The sequence below is a fragment of the Alteromonas sp. 4NS20-0143 genome, assembly GCF_057542855.1.
This window is the reverse complement of sequence record NZ_BAAJLR010000007.1, coordinates 1-22,356: the sequence shown is the minus strand read 5'-3', so window position 1 is coordinate 22,356 and position 22,356 is coordinate 1. Positions and strand designations below refer to the sequence as shown.

The following is a 22,356-nucleotide window of genomic DNA, read 5'->3' as shown; positions in this document are numbered from 1 at the left end:
ACGAATACACAAGTAACATTCAACATATCCCTTTAGCCAGCATTCAAATTAACACTCTTTAAAGTAAAGTGTGAGTGCTTACTAATCCCTATGCATTTATCCAGTAAGCTTGCTTGTTGCCGATTTATACATAGCGTTAACCGCCCACGCTTTTACAGGCGCTCACGCTATAGCAGATATAAGCCCATTACTGTTGAAGATAACCGCTTGTCATAAATGGTTTGCTGGGCAATATCTAAGTGAATACTATTAATAGTTTGTAAGTGGTTACAAACTTTATTTTGCAGTGTGCTGAGTCTGCTCTGAATAAAGTAGATAGGGGGCTCGCTGCGCTTTAAATTTTACAATGTCTTCTTGCCAAGATTCATAAATTTCATCTGCGTTCTTGCCTGCCACTATGGCTTCTCTAAAAGACGAACTTCCGGCTAATTTATCGAAAAAATTTGGGCGAGTAAAAAAAGTCTCATCAGCCAGTTTTACAGCGTTAAATGTATCTAGCAACGTTTGAATATCTAGCCCGCTTATTGAGCTTAATCTTGCATTTTTGGCCGCTGGTTTTCGCGCTTTTGTTCTGGTATTTGTTCTTACATTTGATGCTGTCGATTCCCCTATTATTTGTGGCTCTAATATTTGCTTCTGTGCTTGAGAATTTTGTGCGCTAGAAAGCTCAGAAGCATAAGAGTCAGCCACAAGAGTTTGAGCAAACAATGTTGTGCCTTCGTGTTTCGGATTTGACGCTCCATGGTTTGCATTTACCTTAATACGGCTGTTGCCTAAATTGGCAACAGGGTGACCTATAAGTTGAAAAGGAAGGTCAGTTCCGCGACCAATGCTTACCGATGTGCCCTCAAAAAAACACAGTGTGGGGTAAAGCCGAATAGCATTATCGTTGGGAAGGTTTGGACTCGGCGCTATGGGAAGCGAGTAGGGCGTGGTTCGGGTATAGTTTGCTACTGGCACAACCGTTAGGTTTGCGCGTTTATCTGTGTCTAGCCAACCTTCTCCCACTATCATCTTGGCAAGTTCACCTAGTGTCATACCATGAAGTACGGGAATGGGATGCATGCCAATAAATGATTTAAAGGGTGGTGTAAGTAACGGCCCGTCAACGTAGGCTATATTAGGGTTCGGCCTATCAAGCACAATCACATCAACACCTTGTTCAAACGCTGCTTCAATAACGTAATGCAGGGTACTCAAATAGGTATAAAAGCGCACGCCCACATCCTGTATGTCGAAAATAACGGTGTCGATATTTTCTAACATCGCCACAGAGGGCTTTTTGGTTTTACCGTAAAGAGAGTGAATGGGTAAGCCGGTTTGAATGTCGATGTTGCTGTCTATCTTTTCTCCGGCATCTTTATCTCCTCGAAAACCATGCTCGGGAGACATAATACTGACCACATTGATGTTGCGAGCGAGCAATGCATCAAGCAGATGCTGTTTGGTTGCTGAAGGAGCGCCAGTTGAATTACCTTCACCATCACCATCACCATCACCATCAACATCAACATCAACGCTAGGCTCCGGTTCGCTATTCGCAACCAGAGCACTTTGGTTAACAACCAGAGCAACACGTTTTCCAGATAACAAAGGCACATAGCTATCAAATTGCTCAGCGCCAACTTTAATTTGTGAGGCACTAGCGGGTGGTGTATTTAACGCTGCCATAGCGCCTAATGGAATGACCATTCCTAAGCCTAAACTCAGGAACAATCTCAAGCACAATCTCAAAAGCCATTTCAGGCACAAACCCAAGCTTGCCCTCAAACTTACTTTGAAGAACATTAAGCTGTATCGCACTGCCGGGATAAAAGACGGTAATAGGCATTTTGATGATCTATGTGTTTTCATATTGCTTCCCCTGTTAAAGCTTTGCTGCATGCCTTTTACCAATGTATTGCACCCTTGTTGACCCTTATAACCTTTTACAGCCTCTTATAGCCAAGGCCCCATCTCTTTCGTCTCTATTTTCTATTTATTTATTAGCTAGTTACCTATTCGCTAGTTATCAGCTTTTGGCATTGGCTTGTCCGCAGCGTCTGTTTTGACTGCTTTTCTTAAGTATCCGTTATGATTGCTCAGGCTTTTAGCCGCCTGCTCTGCATTGGTGTTAGTCAGTACCATCAATATGGCGACCTTTGCCTTATTATCGCAGGCGTCGAGTGCCTCCATGGCGGTGGCCTCATCACACTCGGTGGCTTGTATTACAATGCGACATGCACGGGCTTTCAATTTCTCATTCGTGGCGTTCACGTCTACCATCAGGTTTTCGTAGGTTTTACCCAATTTCACCATGGTGGTGGTGCTTATCATATTGAGGATCATTTTTTGCGCCGTGCCCGACTTCATTCGGGTACTGCCGGTTAATGCTTCCGGGCCAACTACTGGGCATATTGTAATAGCGGCGGGTTCAAATATGGCTGCGTCAGGACTACAGGCAATAGCGGCGGTGGTGCAGCCTAGCTCACTTGCATAGGTTAACGCGCCACTGACATAAGGCGTGCGGCCACTTGCTGAAATGCCCACTACGGTGTCGTTTTTAGTCAGTGATAGGGCAACCAAATCGTCTTTGCCTGCCGCACGGTTATCTTCAGCGCCTTCTACCGCATGCACTATGGCATCGTCACCTCCTGCAATAACTCCCACTACCAGTGAATCGGGCACGCTAAAAGTGGGTCTGCACTCCACCGCATCTAAAATACCTAACCTGCCGCTGGTACCGGCTCCAATATAAATCAGTCTGCCGCCCGCTTTAATGCTTTGCGTTGCTGCATCAACGGTTTGTGCAATTGCTGCAATTTGCGTGGCTACGCTTGCCGCCACTTTTGCATCTTCAGCATTAATTTTTGAGAGTACGTCTACGGTGGAAAGTGTATCAATGTCGAGAGTGTCTGGATTTCTGCCCTCCGAAACAATACGCGCTAAATCGTTGATAAGAGAATGAGAAGATGAAGGCTGTGACAACGGCATGAGAGATACTCTAGTGATTGGTTAATAACAAGCTAGAAGCAAAGCGCTAGTAGTGCCGTGCTTATTCTAGGCTTTTTGCTTATAGCAAAGGTGCTATTGGTAAAGAGCTAAGAATAACGGCATTTGCCTAAAGGTGAAAGGCCACAAACCACAGGTAAAGACAAACGCGGTCAGGTTTAACTCATGATATAATCTGCGCCATTAGATATGGTCACACGGTGATTGTATTGTGATTAGCAACTTTTTTATGCAGTGAGAGTTAACCTGTGAGCCGTCAAACTCAAGCCATCATCCACGCAGATGCCGTACTTCAAAATTTCAGAACATTGTCGTCTATGGCAAAGCACAGCCAGTCTATGGCCGTGATTAAAGCCGACGCCTATGGTCACGGTGCAATTAATGTTGCGCGCATACTTCAGCATGTGTCGCCGCGCTTTGCAGTGGCTATTATTGAAGAAGCGGTGGCATTAAGAGAAGCGGGCATAACGGTGCCAATAGTGGTACTTGAAGGGGCGCATCAAGCCAAAGAGTGCGCAATGGCGGCGCAATACGACTGTATATTGGTGATGCATTCTTATGAACAACTACAGTGGATGCAAAAGTGTGAGGTATCTAAACGTCCGCATATTTGGCTAAAAGTAGATAGTGGTATGCATCGACTGGGTTTTTCTACCGACGACATTGTTCAGGTTGTGGCTAAAAACCAAAGCCTGCTTACCAACGAGACCACTTTGGTAACGCATTTCGCCAGCGCCGACGATCCAGATAACGATTTTACAGCCACTCAAATAGCCGCCTTTGAAACCAAGGTAGCGTCTTTGTCGTTACCAGTTAGCCTAGCAAACTCGCCAGCATGCGTGAACTGGCCACAATCTCAAGCACAGTGGAATCGGTTAGGGCTCGGTGTTTATGGTGGAAAGGTTTCTACTCAATCTATCACCAGCACGTCGGTGCAGTTGTTCCCTGCAATGACCTTGCGCTCTAGCGTTATTGCACTTAGAGACATCGCTGAGGGTGAAGGGGTAGGCTACGGGCAAACCTGGCGGGCACAAAAGCCAAGTAAAATAGCGACAGTGGGAATAGGTTATGCCGATGGTTATCCACGACACTGCCCTAACGGCACGCCCGTAATGATAAGAGGGCAGCGCGCGTCGCTTGTAGGTCGGGTGTCTATGGACATGATAACCATTGACGTAACTCACATTAATAATGTTACCACTGGCGACACGGTAGAGCTGTGGGGAGAAAACATCTCCATCAGCGAAGTGGCCTCTTGTGCGGGCACCATCGATTATGAGCTGATGACACGCGTGTCCAGTCGCGTCCCTCGTATCGTGAGATATGCCTAAACTTTTATGTAGAGTGTTTCCCACTCAGAAACTGCACTACACGGCGAATCGCTAAAATTTTATTAACAACTATTCGACAAAAGAATGAGGCGCTTTGGCCTACCTTGTGTCTATACTGTTGTTGGTTGACGTGTGTGTGAGGTGAATGTTTCATCATCGACAGCGTTGCCAATACTCATAAGTGAGGTTTGTATGCGTACTTCGTTTTCAAGACCGAGAGTGAACCGTGGCGCAGTAAGTCGTCCACCAACGCCTGTTAAAAAAGAAGCAGTAGCTAAAGTAGACGCCAACGTACCTAAGCGGTAAAAATACAAATAAGCAATTCAAAAAAGCCCGATTAATGTGAGTCAATCGGGCTTTTCTTTTGCGCGCCACGTCAATTTGGCTGGAGTTGTGTGGCCAACGGATAGCACACCAGACGTTCAAAGTTGCATCAGCTATTTTGAGGGTGTAGTCCGTTGTCTAAATGTTCGTTCTGTTCGCCTGTGAGTGTGGTGTTGTTAGCGTCAGCACTACTCACGCTTTTACTGTTGTTCTTGTTTTTTGATACCGGCGCGTAACGCTCTGGGCGGTGATTAAGCGATATCACCATGTTAAGGCAAAGCGCTGCAAGAATAGAAATTAACACAAGGTGCCATTCTATAAACTGTAAGGCGCATAACAATATGACGCTATCTACCGATAGCTGGAAAAAACCGGCTCGTATATTAAAGCGCTGTTGTAAGAAGAACGCCATAATGCCGATACCACCTAAGCTAGAGCTATGACGAAACATCATTAGCATACCCACACCAATGAGAATGCCACCAAATACCGCGGCAAAAAATGGGTTCACGTGGCTTATATCAACAAAGGCTGGTATTTGTTCGGTAAGCACCGATACCGTGGTAACAGAAATAAAAGTATTGATAGTGAAACGCTTACTAATTTGCGTCCACGCTAAGGCGTAAAAGGGAATGTTAATGAGAAAGAAGAGTACGCCAAAGTCTATATCCACTGCGTAGGTACCAAGCAATGCTAAACCTGCAGCACCCCCTACCATTAAGTCTTGAGACTGGAATAAGAACACGCCAAACGCAACAAATAAACCCGCACTAACTAAAGCGAATACATCTTCGATGACACTGTGATTTGGTTTTTGCATGATAAAGAACTTGCGTTAAGAATACACAGTGTAATTGTACGTTTACAACATGCGGGAATATAGGGGGGAGCGGCTAACTTAAAGTCGGCAAATCAGCGAATGGTATGCATGCCTTTACGACTCTTATCTCTTCCGTAAACAAGGTGTTGCCGCTATGTAAACATTGCACCAAATTGTGACAACCACTTCAGTACAAGGCATAAAATGACCGCGTTCAATCACGCACTAACAGGTTGTTGCCTAATCGAGAGTGGCACTCCAAACGATGTCTTGTTTATTAAAACTAATATTGCACTGCATAATGCCAAAATGGAGCGGACTGGACGCTTCTATTCTGCTGCCGTTAGCGACAAACTCCGTATGCCACGTTAAAAGCTCAGCGGTGTTCAACTGACGCTCTACATTGGCTTTTGATATACCAGGATAGAAATTGTCGCATAAAATGATGACTTCTCTTCGCGCTTCAATCCAGTAAAAAGTCACGGCAATGAGCGCCGCAATAGCAGCGATTGCAGCAATATCCGCAAGAATCGAACGTTTCATAGCATGCATTGTTTTACCTCTATCATTGCGCGGTGGCAGACTACATCGAGAAGTTTCAGACACTATAATGAGTTAAAAGTGCGTTTGCAGGTTAATAAAAAAGATACGGTTCCTACTTAAGCGCATAAACATATCATGACCACGTGTGGGATATAAAGAATGCAAAATAGGGAAATGTGCTCTCGTAACGCGGTTGTTTTCTAGTTAGAAAACCTGTTGGGAGCTTATGTAGCAAAAGGCCGCATTACACAAGCCTGTGTTGCACACGCAAAGGCGAACGTATTAACTGTCAATGTCATACGTTATATTTTTGTAAGGTTTGCGCTGGGCTGATACCATTACTGCAAATCTATCGGCGTAGAATTATTTTTTGAAAGCTAGGTAATCAAACACCTTTCGTAAGCCTTCTTCTTCTCTTGTGTCGCCAATTTACTTGTAGGAACTGCAATGAAAAAACTCCCCATCGCGCTATCGCTACTTGTCGGTAGTGGCATCGGTTGCTCTATCGGCGCTATTGGCTTTAGCAATTCAGCGATAGCTGACGAATTACCTTTTACTCTTTCTGGTCATGCACGTGTTAACTACGGGCATCAAGACTGGCTTATCCCTGATTTTAGAGACGGCTTTGAATTTGAATCCTTTAAACTGGGTGTGGCTGGCGAATCTGATCAATTTAGCTATAAAGCGGAGTACCGTTGGTATGAAAATGTCGACTTCAATACGGTTCGTTTTGCCGATCTAACCTATCACTTTAACGATCGTACAGAGATTACCGGTGGTATTACGCAAACGCCTTTTGGCTTACAGCCCTTCGCCAGTAACAGTTTCTGGTTTTCAGTCAATTACTACCTAGGGTTTGAAGACGACTACGATGCTGGCGTTAAAATAAATCATACGCGAGGCAACTGGGATTTTCAGGCGGCCTACTTCATGAACGATGAATATAACGACGCTGCGAAGTTTAGTCGTTATTCCTTCGATGTTGCTGACGATGGTGAGTTTAGAAACTCAGAAGATGGACAGTATAACTTGCGTGCAAATTACACTGGCCGTTTTATTAGAGGTGCTACCACTGAGATTGGTGCGTCTTATCAGTATGGTAATATTCTCAACTTAGATACCTCTAGCAGTGGCGATATGAATGCCTATGCCCTGCACATGCGTCATACCCAAAATGACTTTAAGGTAGAACTTCAGTATATCAATTACGAATACAACTTAGCTGCGCCTGAAGGTCAGGCTGACGATCGTTTAGCGCTATCTTCGTTTACCTTTCCTTTTTTGGCAGCGGCAGACGGACAAACCTACTCGGCCAACCTCATCTACTCGGTGCCATACGACTTTGACAATATATCGTCAATGACATGCTACTCAGAGTTCAGTCTTGCTAAGGGTGATGATGCCTCAGGTAAAAACTCATCTCAGTGGGTGAATGGCTGTAGCGTGGGATGGGATAAATTATTCATGTATGTGGATAGCATTCGAGGCAAAAATATGTGGTTTAGCGGTGGCCCGGGAATTGGCTTAGACATCGGCGGCCTGCAAGACACCACGCACAGGCTTAATATTAACCTTGGAATTTATTTCTAAGCGCTTAGGGGAATGATTATGAAAACAGTATTTACCATTATATGTTTACTTGCCTTTATACCGTCGGTGAGCCACGGGCATGCGTGGTTAAAGTTAAAAATAGCCACCGCTGAGTATGCGCCTTATACCTCATCGAATATGCAGCATGGCGGCTATATAAACCATATCATTACTGATGCGCTGTTAGAAACTGGAGTGCAGGTTGAGTATGTATCAATGCCATGGGATGAAGCGTTAGAAGCTACCTTGGCCGGTGAGTATGATGCGCTATCTTACGGCAATTTTGTTCGCTCCAGAGAAAATGAGTTTTTTCACAGCAAGCCAATTAGCGCTGAAAGTTTAGTCTTTTATGTGAACAGCGAAAATGAAATACGTACGTGGTCTGAGTTAAGCGATATTGCCGATTTGAAAATGGGTATTACAGAGGGATACCTCTACAACGATGAGATTGCTGCTTTTATAGAGAACAATGAGAATGTAGTAAAACGCGAAAGCGATCAGGAAAACTTTGAAGCACTAATCAATGGCGATATTGATATTTTCCCTATTGATGAATTAACGGGTTGGTATCTATTAGAGCGAGAATTCACTGACACTGAGCGAGATAACGTGGCCCTTATTTCTCCTAATATTTCTACCGTCACTACCCACCTTCTTGTGCCTAAGGATAAGCAAAATAGTCAGCTAGTGCTTTCACTATTCAATAAAGGTATTGATGAGCTCACATTAGAAGGCAAGCTGACACGGTTTAAGCACTTGTTAAAAGAGGGCTACTACCAGCATCCTCAGAAAAAAGTGCACTACGATAGACGATAGCCCAATACAAATAACGCGCTACACGTAAACAGATAGTGCGTTATGAGTAGCTCTGCGTATAATTACAACCCATAATTTTTTAGGTCTTTATGGGTTGTTAATGCGTTCTTTTTATAGTCGGTTACCTTTACTCTTCGCTTTTCCTTTCTTTCTTTTCTCTATAGCGCTGATTATAGTGTCGCCACTTGTGGCTAATAATGCGTTAGCGGATACAGCGATACACAACGACAACCAAGTGCATGTGGACGTATCAGGCTCACTAAGAGTGCGCTATGAGTCGCTGCACAACCCTATTTTTCCTACTACGCGTGAGCAGCGCGAGCAAAACAATGAGCGTATTTCTACCCGAATCATTGTTAACACTACGGTAAGCTACAACAATATTAGCGCGACTTTAGACGTAAGAGACTCCAGAGCATTTCTTGATGATAACGACCCCACATTGGGTGCCAATCAGGTCAATACACTGGAGCCCGTGCAGTTCTATGTCTCTTATGCGCCAACCTCACTAGCCAATATAGACGCCATCAAAGTAGGGCGTATGGAGCTTGATTACGGCAGCCGTCGCCTGCTAGCAAAAACCATCTATCGCAATGCTACAAACAGTTACGACGGGGTAGTGGTAGACGCCACATTCTCACAGTGGAATGTCAGTGGTATATATATTCAGCCTGTGGTGCGTTTTCCTCTTGATGCAGCAAGTGTTGATGCAAATGAGCGAGCATTTGATAAAAGCTACAGCGAGAGACGGTTATTCGGCGCATACATCGCCTCTCCCGATGACAATGTAAAGTTACAAAGCTACTGGCTAAAAGAAGATGACGGCGACCAGTTAGCCACGAATAACAGAGATTTGTATACCTTATCCGTAGATTATACCAAAGCGTTTAGTCATGGTTGGAAGGGCAACGTAGAGATAGTCGGTCAAACTGGAACCGCAAGAGAAACCAGAGCCGCCGATGACACTTTAGATAAAGACGTTCGCGCTTACATGCTTTTTGGCTATCTAGGCAAAAAGATTACTGCCAATACCTTTTTACGCGCCGAGGTAGATTACATCAGTGGTGATAACGATACGTCAGACAACAGAATTGAGAATTTCGACAGTTTATTTGGTGTTAGGCGTTTTGATTTTGGGCCAACGGATGTGTATAAAGCCATGCCCCGTAGAAACTTGAAAACGGTAGGGTTGCGCAGCATTAGCAAACCTGCAGGCGCCCACCATGTACTGCTTGGCTATAAAGCCATGTGGTATCAAAAAGCCCCTGAAAGTGTGGATGATTTTATCGGCCATCAAGTAGAGGCTAGATGGCGCTATAACGTATTACCTAATTTGCGCTTGGCTATTGGCGGTGCGTATTTGTTTAAAGGGCGGGGCTTTGAGCGCGGCGACTATAGCGATAACAGTGCGTTTGTTTTCACAGGTGCAATGTACAGCTTTTAACCGCCGTTTACTGATACCTGATGCGTCTCGCTAGTAGAAATGAGTTAACCTTTTCCCTGTGTAATTAACCTGTTATCTTTGCTCATCGTTTGCTAATAGTTAAGAGAGCACCTTGCCATTTATGTCGCTAATTTCCCGTTTTCGGGCACTCTTATCGCTCCTTGGGCCCGGAGTGCTCATGGCCACAGCGGCCGTTGGAGGAAGTCACCTTGTAGCGTCAACGCAGGCAGGGGCTAAGTTTGGCTGGCAGCTGGCCATACTCATTCTTGTGGTAAATATACTGAAGTACCCTTTTTTTAGGGCCGGGGTAAGCTACACCATAAGCACTCAGAACACCCTGCAGCAGGGGTATCTTAGTATGGGTAAGCGCTATTTAGCGTCGGCGCTGTGCTTAAATATGCTCGCCTCTGTGGTGAATGCCGCCGCACTTTTACTGTTCGCCGCCAGTTTACTCTCGTACTTTGTGCCTTTCGATATCGCGATCACACTCTCCTCATCCTTGGTATTGGGCCTTATTTTAATCATCTTGTTAGCAGGGCATTTTGAAGGCCTAGACAATATTGCTAAGGGCATAATGGGCGTCTTGGTGTTAGCGACTATTGTGGTGTTTGTTGTTGCCCTAGTGGGGTACGCCTCGGTTACGCCCAAAGAGACACCTCCTTCTCCATGGACGTTAGCAACCCTCGGATTTTTAGTTGTTACCATGGGCTGGATGCCTGCGCCTATCGAAATATCGTCAATTACGTCGCTGTGGCTAAAGCGCCAGTGCAAAGACAAAGCGGTTACTCCTAAAAGCGCGCTGTTCGATTTCAACCTTGGCTACGGCGTAACGGTGTTGCTTGCCATGCTGTTTTTAGGGCTAGGTGCGTTGGTACTCTATTCAAGCGGCACGCCTCTGGCCACAAGCGGCATAGGGTTTTCTCATCAGCTTATTAGCATGTATTCAGCCACCATTGGTGAATGGGCCCATGGGCTTATAGCGCTGGTGGCCTTTCTGTGTATTTTCGGCTCGGCGCTGACCGTTTACGATGGTTATGCGCGAGTGGTCGCAGAGGGTATTTCGCTGCTTTTACCGAAAAAAGCGGGCGAAGCAGCAAACAGTGAAAAAGGCCCTCAAAACGCTCTGGTTACAATAGTGCTGCTTGTTATGGCAGCGATAAGTTTTGCCATAGTGCTATTTTTTAAATCAGCGCTGTTAGCCATGCTAGGGTTTGCGATGACCCTCGCTTTTGTGACAACCCCAGTTTTTGCGTGGCTTAACCATAGATTAGTGGCCCGAAGTCAGCTGCATGAAGACGCCGCCCCAAGCAAATGGGTAACGGCAATAAGCTATATGGGGCTTATATATTTATTCGGATTTTTGCTGGTCTTTGTCTGGTGGAAATGGCTGGCATAATGCGAACTAACACACACATTAGTCTCTAAAGCGAATAATATCGCCCACGGAGCAAATAAATTTCACCAGCTTATCGTGCTCATACAATTCGCTCATTAAGGTAATGGGTTTTTGTCTTAATGAGTCGCTTGCAATAATGTTTTGCCAATTAAGCGGTGTTACCGATTCATTGGGCCGGGCGTTTTGTATTTCTTTGAGAAATGCGTCGGCAATGATGCCTTGTCCTATCGCTGTAGGGTGCACCCCGTCTAGGCTAAAAATACCGCCAGATAAAATGTCGCCCTCGGTCGATGTATCGTAGTACTTAGTGTCGATGGGAGGATAAACAAACTGTAAAGCTTCAGGCAGAGGGTAGGTCGGCTCACCAAAATTGCGCTTCCACGCCATTTCAGTTAAGTCATTACCAATATCAACAATATGAAAGCGTTCGCTGCCTAAAGCGTCATTTTTAGCGGCCACCAACGCTTTAATACTGCGATTAAACTCGACGATAGTTTTATCGATGAATACCGCATCTCTAAACGGGAGGTATTTACCACACCCCTTTGCAGCTGATTCTGACAGCGGAAAATAAGAATAAAACTCATAATAAAGGGCCTTTTTATCAGGCCGAGAAGGATCGGTTATTACCCGCTTTTCGCCCATTCCTTTTGCAATAGGCGCAATAGTGACCAAAGGAACCGTGCCAACGAAAACTTTCCAGTCACTTTCCTTATTGTCTGCCATAGCGTCAACAACCTTGTTTAACAGCATGTCGTATTCGGCGTGAAAGTCGTTGGGGTGCCATAAATTCCATTGGCTACGCTCCTTGCGCGAAGCCTGTAGCACTCGTTCGGGGTCGTTTGGTGTTTGGGCTATATTGAGGCTTAACACCGTGCCTAGCGCGTTATTGGCGCCAAGCCACAGGCAGAGATTTTCAACGCCTTCTTCTCTCGCGCAATGCTTAAGCCAGTCAACGGCGGTAAAGTTGCCGAAGGTGTCTAATCCTTTATCGCCTAATGGGTTAAGTACGCGATAGGCATTTCTGGAAAAAGGCGTACTCACGGCTTGAAGGTAGCCATCGCCGGTGGCGGTGCTGTTTGCTATCACATCTAGGCATGAGCGGGGAGTGACCATAAAGGCATCGCCCACATCCATCCCTTCTACGGCCACATTGTGAAAACCTTGCGAGTCGAAATCGCTACCCACGGGTTTACCCGGCATGCCGTCACCACGCTCGTAAAAGTCTTCAGCCTGATCGAGCACGCTATTAATCACTGAAAATGCATTTAGCCATTCGAGGCCACGAATGTTAGCGCCGAACTTCCTTTCCAGCGCCCTAAAAATGCGTTCTAAATCGATTTTTGTTTTATAGCGCTCATCCCAGCGAAGGTAACGGTAGTTGGGTTCGCCAAGTGCGTCGGCAAGGAGTGTGCTGTAACTAAGTCGCGTGTTAGCCGCACTGCCTGACATAAAGCCTTGGGAAATGCTGTCGCCTATAGTAAATATTTTGGTCATTGAGGTACGTCCGTGCTGGGTAAGTGAGGACCCCACTCCAATAACATCAGCGCAATGACACCAGCGCAATAGAATTTGTGTCCGTTTACTTTATTCAAGAGTGGTTAATGTAAAATAGGCTGGTTAAATTTTCAACAGTTAAAGTGTCAGGCAGCTTAGACCTCAAAAAGCAAAGGTCTCAAACAGCTAAGGCCTCGAACAGCTATAAACCGATCTGCAAACTAAACTGCTATTGAACCCGAGATAAAATCTCTGATTAAGCCTATGCTCAAACAGGTGCTCAAGCTGTTGCTCAAATTGGCAAGCAAACCGGTGATCACAGAGTGATGCACTAAAATTTTTGCTTTCTTCTTTTTATTGGGAAAAGCCCTAACCAAAACCCTGCCTCAAAGATAAAGCCAAGTACGACAAGAGCAAACAGACCCGTTTCAAAGCCCATGCTGTATGAGCATAACGCAGCAAATAGAAATAATAACGCAATGGTGATACGAATAAATGGGGGCATCAGAATACTCCATATTGGTATGCCGAATTGTAATTATAGTGCATTTAGTAAAGCCATTAGCTAAAACAACGTAAGCGTATGTGTCTGAGCCTTAAGTTTCATTGTTGTGAGAGCCAGCGAGACTTTGCTTGGTTCGACTGAAACATACGCTTGTTGCCCTCAAAGCTATTAAATAGGTGTTCATGAGCCGCTTTTGAAAATGTGTCAGTGCGTTCGGTGTATTGCGAAATCCATTGTATAAGCATATCTAAGTTGGCGTCTTGGGCTTCCTTACTCTCGTATTTATGTGGCTCCCAAGGCCTGTTTTTGGCATTTTGTATACAGTCATTAGCGGATAAATTGAGAAAAAGCACGTTACTGGCCAAAGGAGTAACAAGCGCTAATAAATCAGAATAACATCCTTCAATTACCCAGTGAGTATGTGTATTTACAAACGCATCTATCAACGCTTTAGACTCTGCCATGGGCATTCGCGCTGGTGGCGATTGCGGTTGCCACGCTATGGTGTCTAAGTCTAAATGGGCGACACCGTATGTATTCGCAAGCCCTTTGGCGAGGGTTGATTTTCCAGACGCAGAGTTTCCAAAAATCAGAGTGTTAGTTAACATGGCGTTTCTCGTGACCCGCTTTCAAAGGCGGTGACTCCCCAATACTGGCTTGATTTGCAAGTTTGCTTTAAGCCGTAATTGCGAAAGTGTTTTCTCATATGTAAATTTAAGTAACCGTGGGCAAATACAATAACCTTACCTTCTTTTTGCGCAATGGTGATTAATTCTTGTGCTGCAGTTTTAGCGCGCATTTTTGCTTGTCGATAAGATTCGAACGGGCCCGTTTTTCCTACCGTCCATAAAGCTCGGTTTACATAAACCCAGGTCCACGCGTTTAGGGTAAAAGGTAATTTGAAGCGCGGAATATCCATCTCTCGATATAACGCCGATGTGAGGTCTGGAGATTTGTTGAGTGCAATTTCACAGCTATGAACAGCACGAGGCAAATCGCTAGACACCACGTAGTAATCATTAAAGCTGTCAGTAAATACAATGTTTGGGCGACTAGTCTTAGCCACCATCGAGTGATTGTAATTCCTTACCCAGTTTGCGAAGCCCGCGCTGCCCAATCGAGTATTTTGGGATTTTTCTGGTTTTCCGTGTCGTACTAGCACTATTTGCATATTATCTAGTTTCACTTCCGTGTTATCACTACTATTGAAGGGCAATGCCTATTAAATGAAAAACCCTATTAAATGACAAACCCATGATACCTATATATGGCTGTTAAATTTCGCTGCTTTTCAACAAGGTTACGCCCAGCCAAGCAAACCATACTATCTGACTTACGCCAAAGATTTCGGTCAATACGTCGGCGGGGTACACAGTGAGTACACCAACAGATCCAACGAATAATCCAACAACGTTAAACGCTTTTGGCAGCGTTTGGCTTTGAAAAGCCGCAATGCTTATCAGTAAAACCCAAAGTCCACCTACCACTTCGTTTCCGCCACCCAATCCTTCTACTACGGTGTAAACAGTGCGCCACATTATCATTGCTTGTTGTGGCTCTGTGGTAGCAAGGTCTATGGCTGCGGCTAAGCCAATATTCGCTATCATACCGCTGGCAATCACTAAGCCTACCCAAACCACACCAAATACAGCGGCGAGTGAAGAAAGTGTTGGGGCCCCTTTTTTTAAACGCTCGTGAAGTGCCAGTACTAATACCGCTAATACAATGCCAAAAAGCACATACATAACGAAGTTAACAATGGATAGCACTGTTTTGTTCTCGGCGAGAAAGGCAAATTGTTGCGCTGCATCGGCACCACCGGGTGAGCTCCAAAAAGCACCAAAGAACACAAACGCCGAAACATAAATGACGGCTTCAAATAATGCAGCTACGCCGCCTGTTTTTTGTAAGTTACTCAAGCTGTATATTTCCAAGGGTTAAACATCGCTATGCACCACTACACCCCAATGGGGTCAACACCAGCGCCAATCACTATGTCCCATTGTCTTACCGTCCAGTTTGTTACTAGACCATTAACCACGTAGGGGTCGTTTTTAGCAAACTGCTTTGCCACTTCGTCGCTATCGCCTTTAAAAAGCAACACCGCAGAGTCTGTGGGGGCAGATAACGCTCCACCTAAACAGAGCTCACCCCGTTGAGCCGCCTCGTTAGCCAATTGAATGTGCTGTTGTCGATACAGCTGCCTTGCTTCTAGATAGCCAGGAATAACCGTGTAGGTAAGTAAGAAAAACATACTAATTTCTCGGTGGATAAAACGCGAAAGCTCAATGTCAAATTAGAGCATACAGCATTGTAAATACTAGTTTTTGATATAATAAATTTATTTTGTACGCCGAAACTATAAATAATCGGCTTGTTCAAATTTATGAAAGCCTGCTCGAGTAAGGGCTGTTAATTCATCAATAAGAGTGTCGTCGAACGTTTTAAAATTGAAGCAAGACTTGCCCTGCATTCGTTTTTTAAGTTCAGGGGATACGTTGTCGAGTAATTCAGGAAAGACATAAACTGGCATCAAGTGAAAGCTAACGTAATTCTTATTGACCTTTACTGAGGCGAAATACATTGGCTGTTTATTTTTCATAACATGATGGGTATTTAGATAAAAGTGGTCGGGTTCGTTGATGGCAACCACCATATCCTGTTTATAGTTCATCAGAATGTTTTTTAAATAATCAAAGATGATGTCAAAGTCTTTCAATTATAATCTCCCTAAACCGAGCTCTAAATATAGCGCTGTTATGTGAGACATCAAATAGTATTAAAGAGCGTTTTAAAAAGGAGGCAAAAAGGCCGATCAACAAAACCGTACGATTGTGGTGCTCAATCGTGCTTATAAGCCTGTTATTCTAGCGCCTTTCCGTTTTCTTCATTTTTCCGCGCAACTCAGTACAAGGATATTCTTATGTTTGCGGTCGACCACATTATTTTACTCAGCGCTGTGCTTGCCATACTTGGTGTATTAGCCAGCAAATTGTCGCCACGGTTTGGCGTGCCGGTGCTCGTTCTCTTTTTAGGTGTTGGCATGCTGGCCGGAGAAGACGGCATTGGCAGAATTCTTTTTGATAACGTGGATGTGGCTCATTCAATTGGCACGTTTGCGCTTATTCTTATCTTGTTTGATGGTGGCTTACAAACCTCGAAAAGGTCGATAAAGCGAGCATGGAAACCTGCGGCACTTTTAGCCACCCTTGGTGTAGTGGGCACCGCTACGGTCACAGGTATAGCGGCCATGTATATTCTGAACTTACCGCTGTATATGGGGCTGCTGCTTGGCGCTATTGTAGGGTCGACAGATGCTGCTGCGGTATTTTCTGTACTGAGAAATGCAGGCATTACGATACCTGCAAAAATTAAGGCCACGCTAGAATTAGAAAGCGCATCAAACGATCCCATGGCCATATTTCTCACCGTTGGGTTAATTACACTCATAAAAGACACCTCTACTCAGCCTATCGAGCTGGCGTCGCTATTTGTAAGTCAAATGGGGGTAGGGGCCTTGGTGGGGGCCGGTATTGGGGGTGTTGCAGTATGGATTTTTAGAAGAATTACCCTAATGGCTATTGGATTATACCCGGTGTTTGTCATGCTTTTCGGGGTGTTAGCGTTTGGCTTGGCCGCAAATTTAAACGGCAGCGGCTTTCTAGCTACCTTTATAACGGGCGTTATTGTGGGAAACAGTCGTTTTTCTTATCAACGGAACACCTTTGTGTTTCTCGACGGGCTTGCGTGGCTTGGGCAAATCGCCATGTTCGTTATTTTAGGCCTATTAGTTACACCCACGGATCTCTTTCAAACTTGGAAAGAAGGGCTAATCATTGCTTTCGTGCTTATATTTGTTGCAAGGCCGCTAATCGTCATGCCGCTAATGATGCTAAGTCGCTTTTCGTTTAAAGCATCATTGTTAATATCATGGGTTGGGCTACGTGGCTCAGTGCCTATTATCTTGGCTATATTCCCACTGATATTTGAGCTACCGAATGCCGACCTCATATTCAACGTAGTGTTTTTTATCGTACTTATATCTGCCTTACTGCAAGGCTCTAGTTTACCCTTTGCAGCGAAAAAGCTGGGGCTAGTGTTGAATGCAAAGGCAAAAGAATCAAGCACCATCGAAATAGTGAAGGTGGCTAAGAGCAAGCGAGAATTAATAGAAATAGAGTTGATAGAAGACTCACCAGCAATAGGGCTGTCGATTGGTGAACTGGTACTGCCTGCGCAAACGATTATTGCGGTAGTTGCGCGAGGGGAGGCTACGCTAATACCCAAAGGCAGCACACGTTTAGAGGTAGGCGATCACGTATTTATTATTACTAAGTTGCTTGATAAACAAGCCGTGGAAAGCTGCTTTTATCACGATAGTTAAATGGCACTAAATGGGGTGAAAACGCATTAACATTCAACCTCCTAATGTTAAATACTCAATGCCTAGCGCCTATCGCAGAGTATATAGTTGTGCTTCTACAGTTCGGCCATCTTCTAGGGTTACGTGTGAAATAACACGTAAGTATGCATCGCCTTCAAATTCGTCGAGACTAGCCCAATGTTGGGCTAGGTTTGCAGAGGTAAATACAAAGCCTTTAACCTCCTCACCGCGTTCATCCAAAGTTAAACCAGGAAAACCCATTTCGGCGCCCCAGCCTTCATTTTTGAGAACGCCTTTCACGCTTCCTTTATCCCAGGTGCCACCAATATTACTTAAAATGTGTTCATTAGGTCGACCGAGGCCTAGTGTTCCATACACAAATAATTTATCGCTCATCAATACCTGCTCTCCAATATTTTATATTTCGATAACTACGTTACTTAAGCAAAGCACCACGCCAAAAGAGCCCACTGCGCGTTAAAAAGTTTATGCACTTGAGCTACGTGCAAATTCTCGTATTTGAATATGATTACCCTCGTTATCTACAATATTAGCCACTGTAAATATGGGGTTTGCCCATTCACCATCTAGTGCCTCACCACCTAACTTTATCGCTTGTAATTTGGCATTATCAATACTTGTCACAGCAAAAAACAATTTTACAGCGCTTACGCTACTATGGGGAATAGCAAAAGGCGGTATGTGAACAATCAGGTTAAAGCCATCTTTATCAAGGCTGATAAAGTCAGCGGTTTCCCTGACCACTTTCATACTAAACAGCTGCACGTAAAAAGCAGATAAATTTTTTAGATTGTTAGAGTAAATAATTGCGCCATGATGAGCGGGACCAGCCATGTGTAATTCCTTACTGTGTAATTGGATAGACAACCCAGTTAGTTTGCCACTCTATGCTAACCCGCTAATGCCTTTTTTATGAAGTAGACTGTTAAGCTCTTGTTTGCTTTGTTCTGGAGTCTTGCCGGCAGTGTCTAAAGTTATGCTAGCTGATTTCCAAGGTTCATATTCTCTTGAAATCACGCTGTCCCATGAGGGAAGAGCAAGATTTGGAATGTCACACTGCCTGTTTTCCACACGCTGTTTATGCTCGACTTTGTCGGAGCAAACAATTTCTATCTCTATATAAGGTGAAGCAGCTTTGTTGGCTACTTTTATCCATTTCTGGCGTGATTCTAAAACCGGATTCGTGGAGTCTGCAACTACAGAGAGGCCGTTTTTTAAATTGTCTAAAGCAAGTGCGAAAGCTACGTTATAGCCCTCGTCATAGAGTGCATTAAAGCCACAGTTTTTTAATTCTTGTTCGATGGTGTCGATACGAATATAAACGGCGCTTAACGATGTGGCTAAATACCTTGAAAGTTCGGTTTTACCCGAGGCTGGTAAACCACCAAAAATATACAGCATAGTATTGTAATGATTCCTCTCTCGCACTGCTTAAACCTTGGCTTGCTAGTTTATTATATCTATTATTACTCTGAACCTTCGATTTGAATTAACGGAAGCTTTTGCCCTTTCAAGTCAACTCTATAAACCGCATGGTTTTCAATTAACAATGCTTCGCTTGCCCCCGCGGCATGGTCAACATCAACTCGAATTACGTTATCATTAAAGTCGAAACTAATGTGGTTTGTCAGCGTGTGACCTATGGCTATTTTTTTCGCGTCATATATTGTCAATATTTGTTCGATATGGCTTTCACTTGCTTTCTTGCCTAACCCATAGTGACTCATATCCTTAGCTAAGCCTCTATAAAACAGTAAACCTTCTGAGCTATGTAGGATGTGCCCTTCGATATTTTTCACAATGGTTCCTGTTGTTACAAAAGACTCTTTTGCTAAATTATCGATGAATTTTAACGTTGGCTTTTTATCCAATACCTCGGGGGATATACCACCGTGAACGTATAGAACATCGTTTATCTTCAATAAAACCGGTTTAGTCCTCAGCCAGCGGCCTAGCACAGTTTCTTCCGACCACAACTGGCGTTGCGTCATGTTGGTCGCGCGGTATGTACCAAAATACTTTTTTGCTACAGATTTTGTTCTGCCATCCAATAAGTAACGTTCGTGATTTCCAAGAATATAATGAAGATTGCCACCGGCCTCTCTGGCCTCAGCTTCAAGTTTGTATAATAGCCAGAGTGTTGGCACAACATTCGTGCCTCGGTCTACCATATCGCCAACTAACACCAGATGCCCTTTACCAAAGTTCCAATTTAAGGAGCTGTCTATCACGCCATTGGCGGCGAGAATATTCACGGTTGCGTCAAAGTTTCCTTCGATATCAGAAATAGCCAACACACTTTCGGTTGTGGAATAGTTCAACTTTGAGCGAGGGAAAGACTGTCGCAAAGGTACTTTGAATTGGGTTTGAGGTTTATTGTCTACAGTGACTAAAAGCTCACCATGAACAGGTGACTTTGTAACGTTGTTAATTGACTGCTCGGTACTTTCAACTCTTAACGCTAACGGTTTATTCGAATTGACAAAAACATAAGGTCCATCATGCTCGACACGTTTATTTTGATATCCAATAAATAGCCATTCGTCGGTACTTTCGGAGTACCCCAAGTAGCGTCCGTCTGTGACCCTAATGCCCGTTCCGCTATACCTGCTAACTACTGCAAGTGATATAAACAGAATAAGGATCACTGTAGTCACAATATACAAAAACTTTTTCAAACTAAAACTTCCTTGTTTTAAAACTTTTACGACGGTCTGAATGCACACAACAGACAAATGTAACGTAACACTCCAATAAGTGAATGTGCAATGGCTAAGCAGCTCTTCGTATATGCGCCCCAGCGAAGTTTATAGTGTTGTTAGCTGCAATCACTATTCTGTCGCGTTGATTGCTCGTATTTCTTCTGCTCTAACCTCTAACCCAGTGTCTATTCTTGTAATTCGAGCATCTAAAGCTAGAAATGATGATTCTTCCGTAGTGATTTTAAGTTGATAGGCATCACTGTCCTCATTCGAGCGATGTTTAATTGTTGAGATCTCAAAAGAAGCAGCAGACGGAATAACCATAATCACTTTGCCTAAGAAAGTGGTCTCTCTTTTATCTTGAGATACAATCATTTTTTCTGCTTGAATTTCCATACCTGGTGAAGCAGTGGTTGTTGATGTAAGAAAGATACTCATGGTCAAACTAAAAAGTAGAGCAAAAGAGGTTATTGTTTTCCTTAATAGCTTGTTTGGTTGTGGGGGGGTAAAAATTAGACTGTTAAAGTCAGTTTCAAATGCTGATGCCAGAGATTTCAGTGTTTCTATAGATGTGTTTCCCTCGTTCTCTACTCTTTGGATAGTGCGTAGACTTACACCTGAAACAAGGGAAAGGTGCTGCTGACTCCACCCTTTCTCTTTTCTGAGTTTAACGATCAATTTTGAGTTTATTTTCATTTCCATATTACTATTCCCTTACGATATTTCTTTGTTTAACAAAGCTACATCGTAAGGGAATAGTCCTCATTTTTGTTACGACAAATACACGCCAGTACTACGTCAGTAGTACGCCAAGCAGCTAACCCTCGAATAAAGGGCTATTAATAGTTTGCTAAAATGTATAGCGAAGCGAAACTCAGCAAACTGTAAAAAGTCCCGCTTTAGTGATTTGTTCTATTTCAATCACTCAAAGACTAGAGTATAGAAACACCTTCGGTTTGCAGTACTGTTCGGGCATCAGCACGCTCAATTACTTTTAACAAGGTAGTTTGAATAGTTTCATCTTTTCTCGCATCTCCTTCACTCGAAAATTTTTGCTCTTGTAGAGGAGCACCTTCTTCAGCCGTAAAGCCAACGATAATTTCTGTTGCAAGCTCTGCCGTCTGACCGAAATAAGAAATTGAAATTTGAGGGTACCCCTGAAATCCTTTTTTGACTCTCTTTGCTATACGTTTTGTAGATTTATCTAAATTCATAACAGATATCCGATGAAATTGGTCTTACCCACTAAAAGTGGAAATCCATAACCTCCCGGTAAGGGGCAAAAATATGAAGGTCAGAATAACAAGCGATGCGCGAGGAGCCTACGTGTTTTTATCCTAGCGAGCTTGCGAGCGAGTTAATGCATTTGTTAGTTGCCGTAAATCCAATGGTTGTGCTAACGTTTGTGTGTACATTGAGTAAGGAATTTACTATGGATACTCGCATACAATTTAGAGTAGACGAAGAAACTAAACGGCTAGCTCAGAAAATGGCCGAAAGCCAAGGGCGCACTTTAAGCGACGCTTGTAGAGAGCTTACGGAAGAGCTTGCTGAACAGCAACGCAAAATAATTACCCATGAACAGTGGCTTACTGAAGAGGTGAATGCTGCGTTTAATAAATTAGAAAGTGGGCAAAGTAAGTTTGTCAGTCATGAAGAGGCAAACTTGGACATGGAAGCTCGAAAAATGAAAATTAGGAATAAAGCCAAAAAATGATCGTTTGGGAAAAAAGTTCGCTGGACGATCGTGAGGCTATTTTCGAGTTTTTATACGAATTTAATCCATTAGCAGCAGAAAAAACTGATGCAATAATTGAGAAAAAAGTTGAAAACTTGAACCAGCAACCTCTTATGGGAGTGGAGAGAGAGGGTATACCGGGAAGATTGTTAATAATTCCAGAGGTCTCAATGATCGTTTCATATTTCATGAAAGATGACATTATTCACATTCTTCGAGTTTTACACCAAAAGCAAAAATTTCCTGTAGGCAAC

At 43.9% G+C, this 22,356-nt stretch carries 26 protein-coding genes; 8 read left to right on the top strand and 18 right to left on the bottom strand.

Translation table 11 applies throughout. From position 1 onward, the window contains the following. Positions 1 to 276: 276 nt before the first annotated feature. From AC27HD_RS14380 to murQ, 3 genes are all read right to left on the bottom strand, one after another. On the bottom strand, positions 277 to 1,692 hold the full coding sequence (locus AC27HD_RS14380; protein WP_487106721.1) for an exo-beta-N-acetylmuramidase NamZ family protein: 1,416 nt from the start codon (positions 1,690 to 1,692) through the stop codon (positions 277 to 279). Further along, complete coding sequence (locus tag AC27HD_RS14375; RefSeq protein WP_487106719.1) at positions 1,643 to 1,831, bottom strand: hypothetical protein; 189 nt, start codon at positions 1,829 to 1,831, stop codon at positions 1,643 to 1,645. Before AC27HD_RS14375 ends, AC27HD_RS14380 begins: the two co-directional genes overlap by 50 nt. Before the next feature lie 173 nt (positions 1,832 to 2,004). Further along, positions 2,005 to 2,973: an N-acetylmuramic acid 6-phosphate etherase gene (gene murQ / locus AC27HD_RS14370; RefSeq protein ID WP_487106717.1), complete on the bottom strand. Its 969-nt coding sequence runs from the start codon at positions 2,971 to 2,973 to the stop codon at positions 2,005 to 2,007. A gap of 266 nt (positions 2,974 to 3,239) precedes the next feature. Between murQ and alr the strand changes: the two genes are divergently transcribed. Next, a complete protein-coding gene (alr, locus tag AC27HD_RS14365; RefSeq protein WP_032095416.1) occupies positions 3,240 to 4,322 on the top strand; it encodes an alanine racemase in 1,083 nt (360 codons plus the stop codon). 433 nt (positions 4,323 to 4,755) lie between these two features. Here the strand turns inward: alr and AC27HD_RS14360 are convergent, their stop codons facing one another. Both AC27HD_RS14360 and AC27HD_RS14355 read right to left on the bottom strand, forming a co-directional pair. Next, positions 4,756 to 5,466, bottom strand: a complete 711-nt coding sequence (locus AC27HD_RS14360) for a YitT family protein (RefSeq protein WP_032095415.1) — start codon at positions 5,464 to 5,466, stop codon at positions 4,756 to 4,758. A gap of 240 nt (positions 5,467 to 5,706) precedes the next feature. Beyond that, positions 5,707 to 6,009: a hypothetical protein gene (locus AC27HD_RS14355; protein ID WP_235207752.1), complete on the bottom strand. Its 303-nt coding sequence runs from the start codon at positions 6,007 to 6,009 to the stop codon at positions 5,707 to 5,709. 447 nt (positions 6,010 to 6,456) lie between these two features. Here AC27HD_RS14355 and AC27HD_RS14350 point away from each other — a divergent pair, with 447 nt between their 5' ends. The 4 genes from AC27HD_RS14350 (at position 6,457) to AC27HD_RS14335 (ending at position 11,255) form a co-directional block, all read left to right on the top strand. After that, a complete protein-coding gene (locus AC27HD_RS14350) occupies positions 6,457 to 7,599 on the top strand; it encodes a hypothetical protein (protein ID WP_487106714.1) in 1,143 nt (380 codons plus the stop codon). Between the two features lie 18 nt (positions 7,600 to 7,617). Continuing rightward, positions 7,618 to 8,415 carry a substrate-binding periplasmic protein gene (locus AC27HD_RS14345; RefSeq protein ID WP_487106712.1) on the top strand — a complete coding sequence of 266 codons (798 nt, stop codon included), beginning with the start codon at positions 7,618 to 7,620 and terminating at the stop codon, positions 8,413 to 8,415. 100 nt (positions 8,416 to 8,515) lie between these two features. Beyond that, positions 8,516 to 9,859 carry an alginate export family protein gene (locus AC27HD_RS14340; protein WP_487106710.1) on the top strand — a complete coding sequence of 448 codons (1,344 nt, stop codon included), beginning with the start codon at positions 8,516 to 8,518 and terminating at the stop codon, positions 9,857 to 9,859. 121 nt (positions 9,860 to 9,980) lie between these two features. Further along, complete coding sequence (locus tag AC27HD_RS14335) at positions 9,981 to 11,255, top strand: NRAMP family divalent metal transporter (protein ID WP_487106708.1); 1,275 nt, start codon at positions 9,981 to 9,983, stop codon at positions 11,253 to 11,255. Between the two features lie 18 nt (positions 11,256 to 11,273). Here the strand turns inward: AC27HD_RS14335 and AC27HD_RS14330 are convergent, their stop codons facing one another. The 7 genes from AC27HD_RS14330 to AC27HD_RS14300 all read right to left on the bottom strand — a co-directional run bounded on the left by AC27HD_RS14330 (position 11,274) and on the right by AC27HD_RS14300 (position 15,976). Beyond that, positions 11,274 to 12,752 (bottom strand): SGNH/GDSL hydrolase family protein, encoded by a 1,479-nt coding sequence (locus AC27HD_RS14330; RefSeq protein ID WP_487106706.1) that lies wholly within the window; start codon positions 12,750 to 12,752, stop codon positions 11,274 to 11,276. A 331-nt stretch (positions 12,753 to 13,083) separates the two neighbouring features. Beyond that, positions 13,084 to 13,257 carry a hypothetical protein gene (locus AC27HD_RS14325; RefSeq protein WP_487106704.1) on the bottom strand — a complete coding sequence of 58 codons (174 nt, stop codon included), beginning with the start codon at positions 13,255 to 13,257 and terminating at the stop codon, positions 13,084 to 13,086. 98 nt (positions 13,258 to 13,355) lie between these two features. After that, the gene (locus tag AC27HD_RS14320; protein WP_487106702.1) at positions 13,356 to 13,865 is read right to left on the bottom strand and encodes a P-loop NTPase family protein; all 510 of its coding nucleotides are present in this window, start codon (positions 13,863 to 13,865) and stop codon (positions 13,356 to 13,358) included. Continuing rightward, complete coding sequence (locus AC27HD_RS14315) at positions 13,859 to 14,443, bottom strand: histidine phosphatase family protein (protein WP_487106700.1); 585 nt, start codon at positions 14,441 to 14,443, stop codon at positions 13,859 to 13,861. Before AC27HD_RS14315 ends, AC27HD_RS14320 begins: the two co-directional genes overlap by 7 nt. A gap of 88 nt (positions 14,444 to 14,531) precedes the next feature. Continuing rightward, positions 14,532 to 15,176: a DUF4386 family protein gene (locus tag AC27HD_RS14310; protein ID WP_487106698.1), complete on the bottom strand. Its 645-nt coding sequence runs from the start codon at positions 15,174 to 15,176 to the stop codon at positions 14,532 to 14,534. 38 nt (positions 15,177 to 15,214) lie between these two features. Then, on the bottom strand, positions 15,215 to 15,511 hold the full coding sequence (locus tag AC27HD_RS14305) for a YciI-like protein (RefSeq protein WP_487106696.1): 297 nt from the start codon (positions 15,509 to 15,511) through the stop codon (positions 15,215 to 15,217). Between the two features lie 105 nt (positions 15,512 to 15,616). Continuing rightward, on the bottom strand, positions 15,617 to 15,976 hold the full coding sequence (locus AC27HD_RS14300; RefSeq protein ID WP_487106694.1) for a hypothetical protein: 360 nt from the start codon (positions 15,974 to 15,976) through the stop codon (positions 15,617 to 15,619). Positions 15,977 to 16,180: 204 nt separating this feature from the next. Between AC27HD_RS14300 and AC27HD_RS14295 the strand changes: the two genes are divergently transcribed. Then, positions 16,181 to 17,641, top strand: coding sequence for a potassium/proton antiporter (locus AC27HD_RS14295; protein WP_032095406.1), 1,461 nt, complete (start codon positions 16,181 to 16,183; stop codon positions 17,639 to 17,641). Positions 17,642 to 17,710: 69 nt separating this feature from the next. Here the strand turns inward: AC27HD_RS14295 and AC27HD_RS14290 are convergent, their stop codons facing one another. The 6 genes from AC27HD_RS14290 to AC27HD_RS14265 all read right to left on the bottom strand — a co-directional run bounded on the left by AC27HD_RS14290 (position 17,711) and on the right by AC27HD_RS14265 (position 21,578). After that, entirely contained in the window at positions 17,711 to 18,037 is a 327-nt protein-coding gene (locus AC27HD_RS14290) for a gamma-glutamylcyclotransferase (RefSeq protein ID WP_487106692.1), read from the bottom strand. Between the two features lie 90 nt (positions 18,038 to 18,127). After that, positions 18,128 to 18,496 carry a VOC family protein gene (locus AC27HD_RS14285; RefSeq protein ID WP_487106690.1) on the bottom strand — a complete coding sequence of 123 codons (369 nt, stop codon included), beginning with the start codon at positions 18,494 to 18,496 and terminating at the stop codon, positions 18,128 to 18,130. A gap of 51 nt (positions 18,497 to 18,547) precedes the next feature. Then, positions 18,548 to 19,063, bottom strand: coding sequence for a P-loop nucleotide/nucleoside kinase family protein (locus AC27HD_RS14280; RefSeq protein WP_487106688.1), 516 nt, complete (start codon positions 19,061 to 19,063; stop codon positions 18,548 to 18,550). A gap of 65 nt (positions 19,064 to 19,128) precedes the next feature. Further along, positions 19,129 to 20,340, bottom strand: a complete 1,212-nt coding sequence (locus tag AC27HD_RS14275; RefSeq protein ID WP_487106686.1) for a metallophosphoesterase — start codon at positions 20,338 to 20,340, stop codon at positions 19,129 to 19,131. Between the two features lie 153 nt (positions 20,341 to 20,493). Further along, the gene (locus AC27HD_RS14270) at positions 20,494 to 21,066 is read right to left on the bottom strand and encodes a helix-turn-helix transcriptional regulator (RefSeq protein WP_487106684.1); all 573 of its coding nucleotides are present in this window, start codon (positions 21,064 to 21,066) and stop codon (positions 20,494 to 20,496) included. Between the two features lie 230 nt (positions 21,067 to 21,296). Next, the gene (locus tag AC27HD_RS14265; protein ID WP_032095399.1) at positions 21,297 to 21,578 is read right to left on the bottom strand and encodes a hypothetical protein; all 282 of its coding nucleotides are present in this window, start codon (positions 21,576 to 21,578) and stop codon (positions 21,297 to 21,299) included. A 218-nt stretch (positions 21,579 to 21,796) separates the two neighbouring features. Between AC27HD_RS14265 and AC27HD_RS14260 the strand changes: the two genes are divergently transcribed. Both AC27HD_RS14260 and AC27HD_RS14255 read left to right on the top strand, forming a co-directional pair. Next, the gene (locus AC27HD_RS14260) at positions 21,797 to 22,081 is read left to right on the top strand and encodes a type II toxin-antitoxin system TacA family antitoxin (protein WP_032095398.1); all 285 of its coding nucleotides are present in this window, start codon (positions 21,797 to 21,799) and stop codon (positions 22,079 to 22,081) included. Further along, positions 22,078 to 22,356: type II toxin-antitoxin system RelE/ParE family toxin (locus AC27HD_RS14255; RefSeq protein WP_032095397.1), on the top strand; the 279-nt coding region annotated here is incomplete at its 3' end. The genes AC27HD_RS14260 and AC27HD_RS14255, both read left to right, overlap by 4 nt.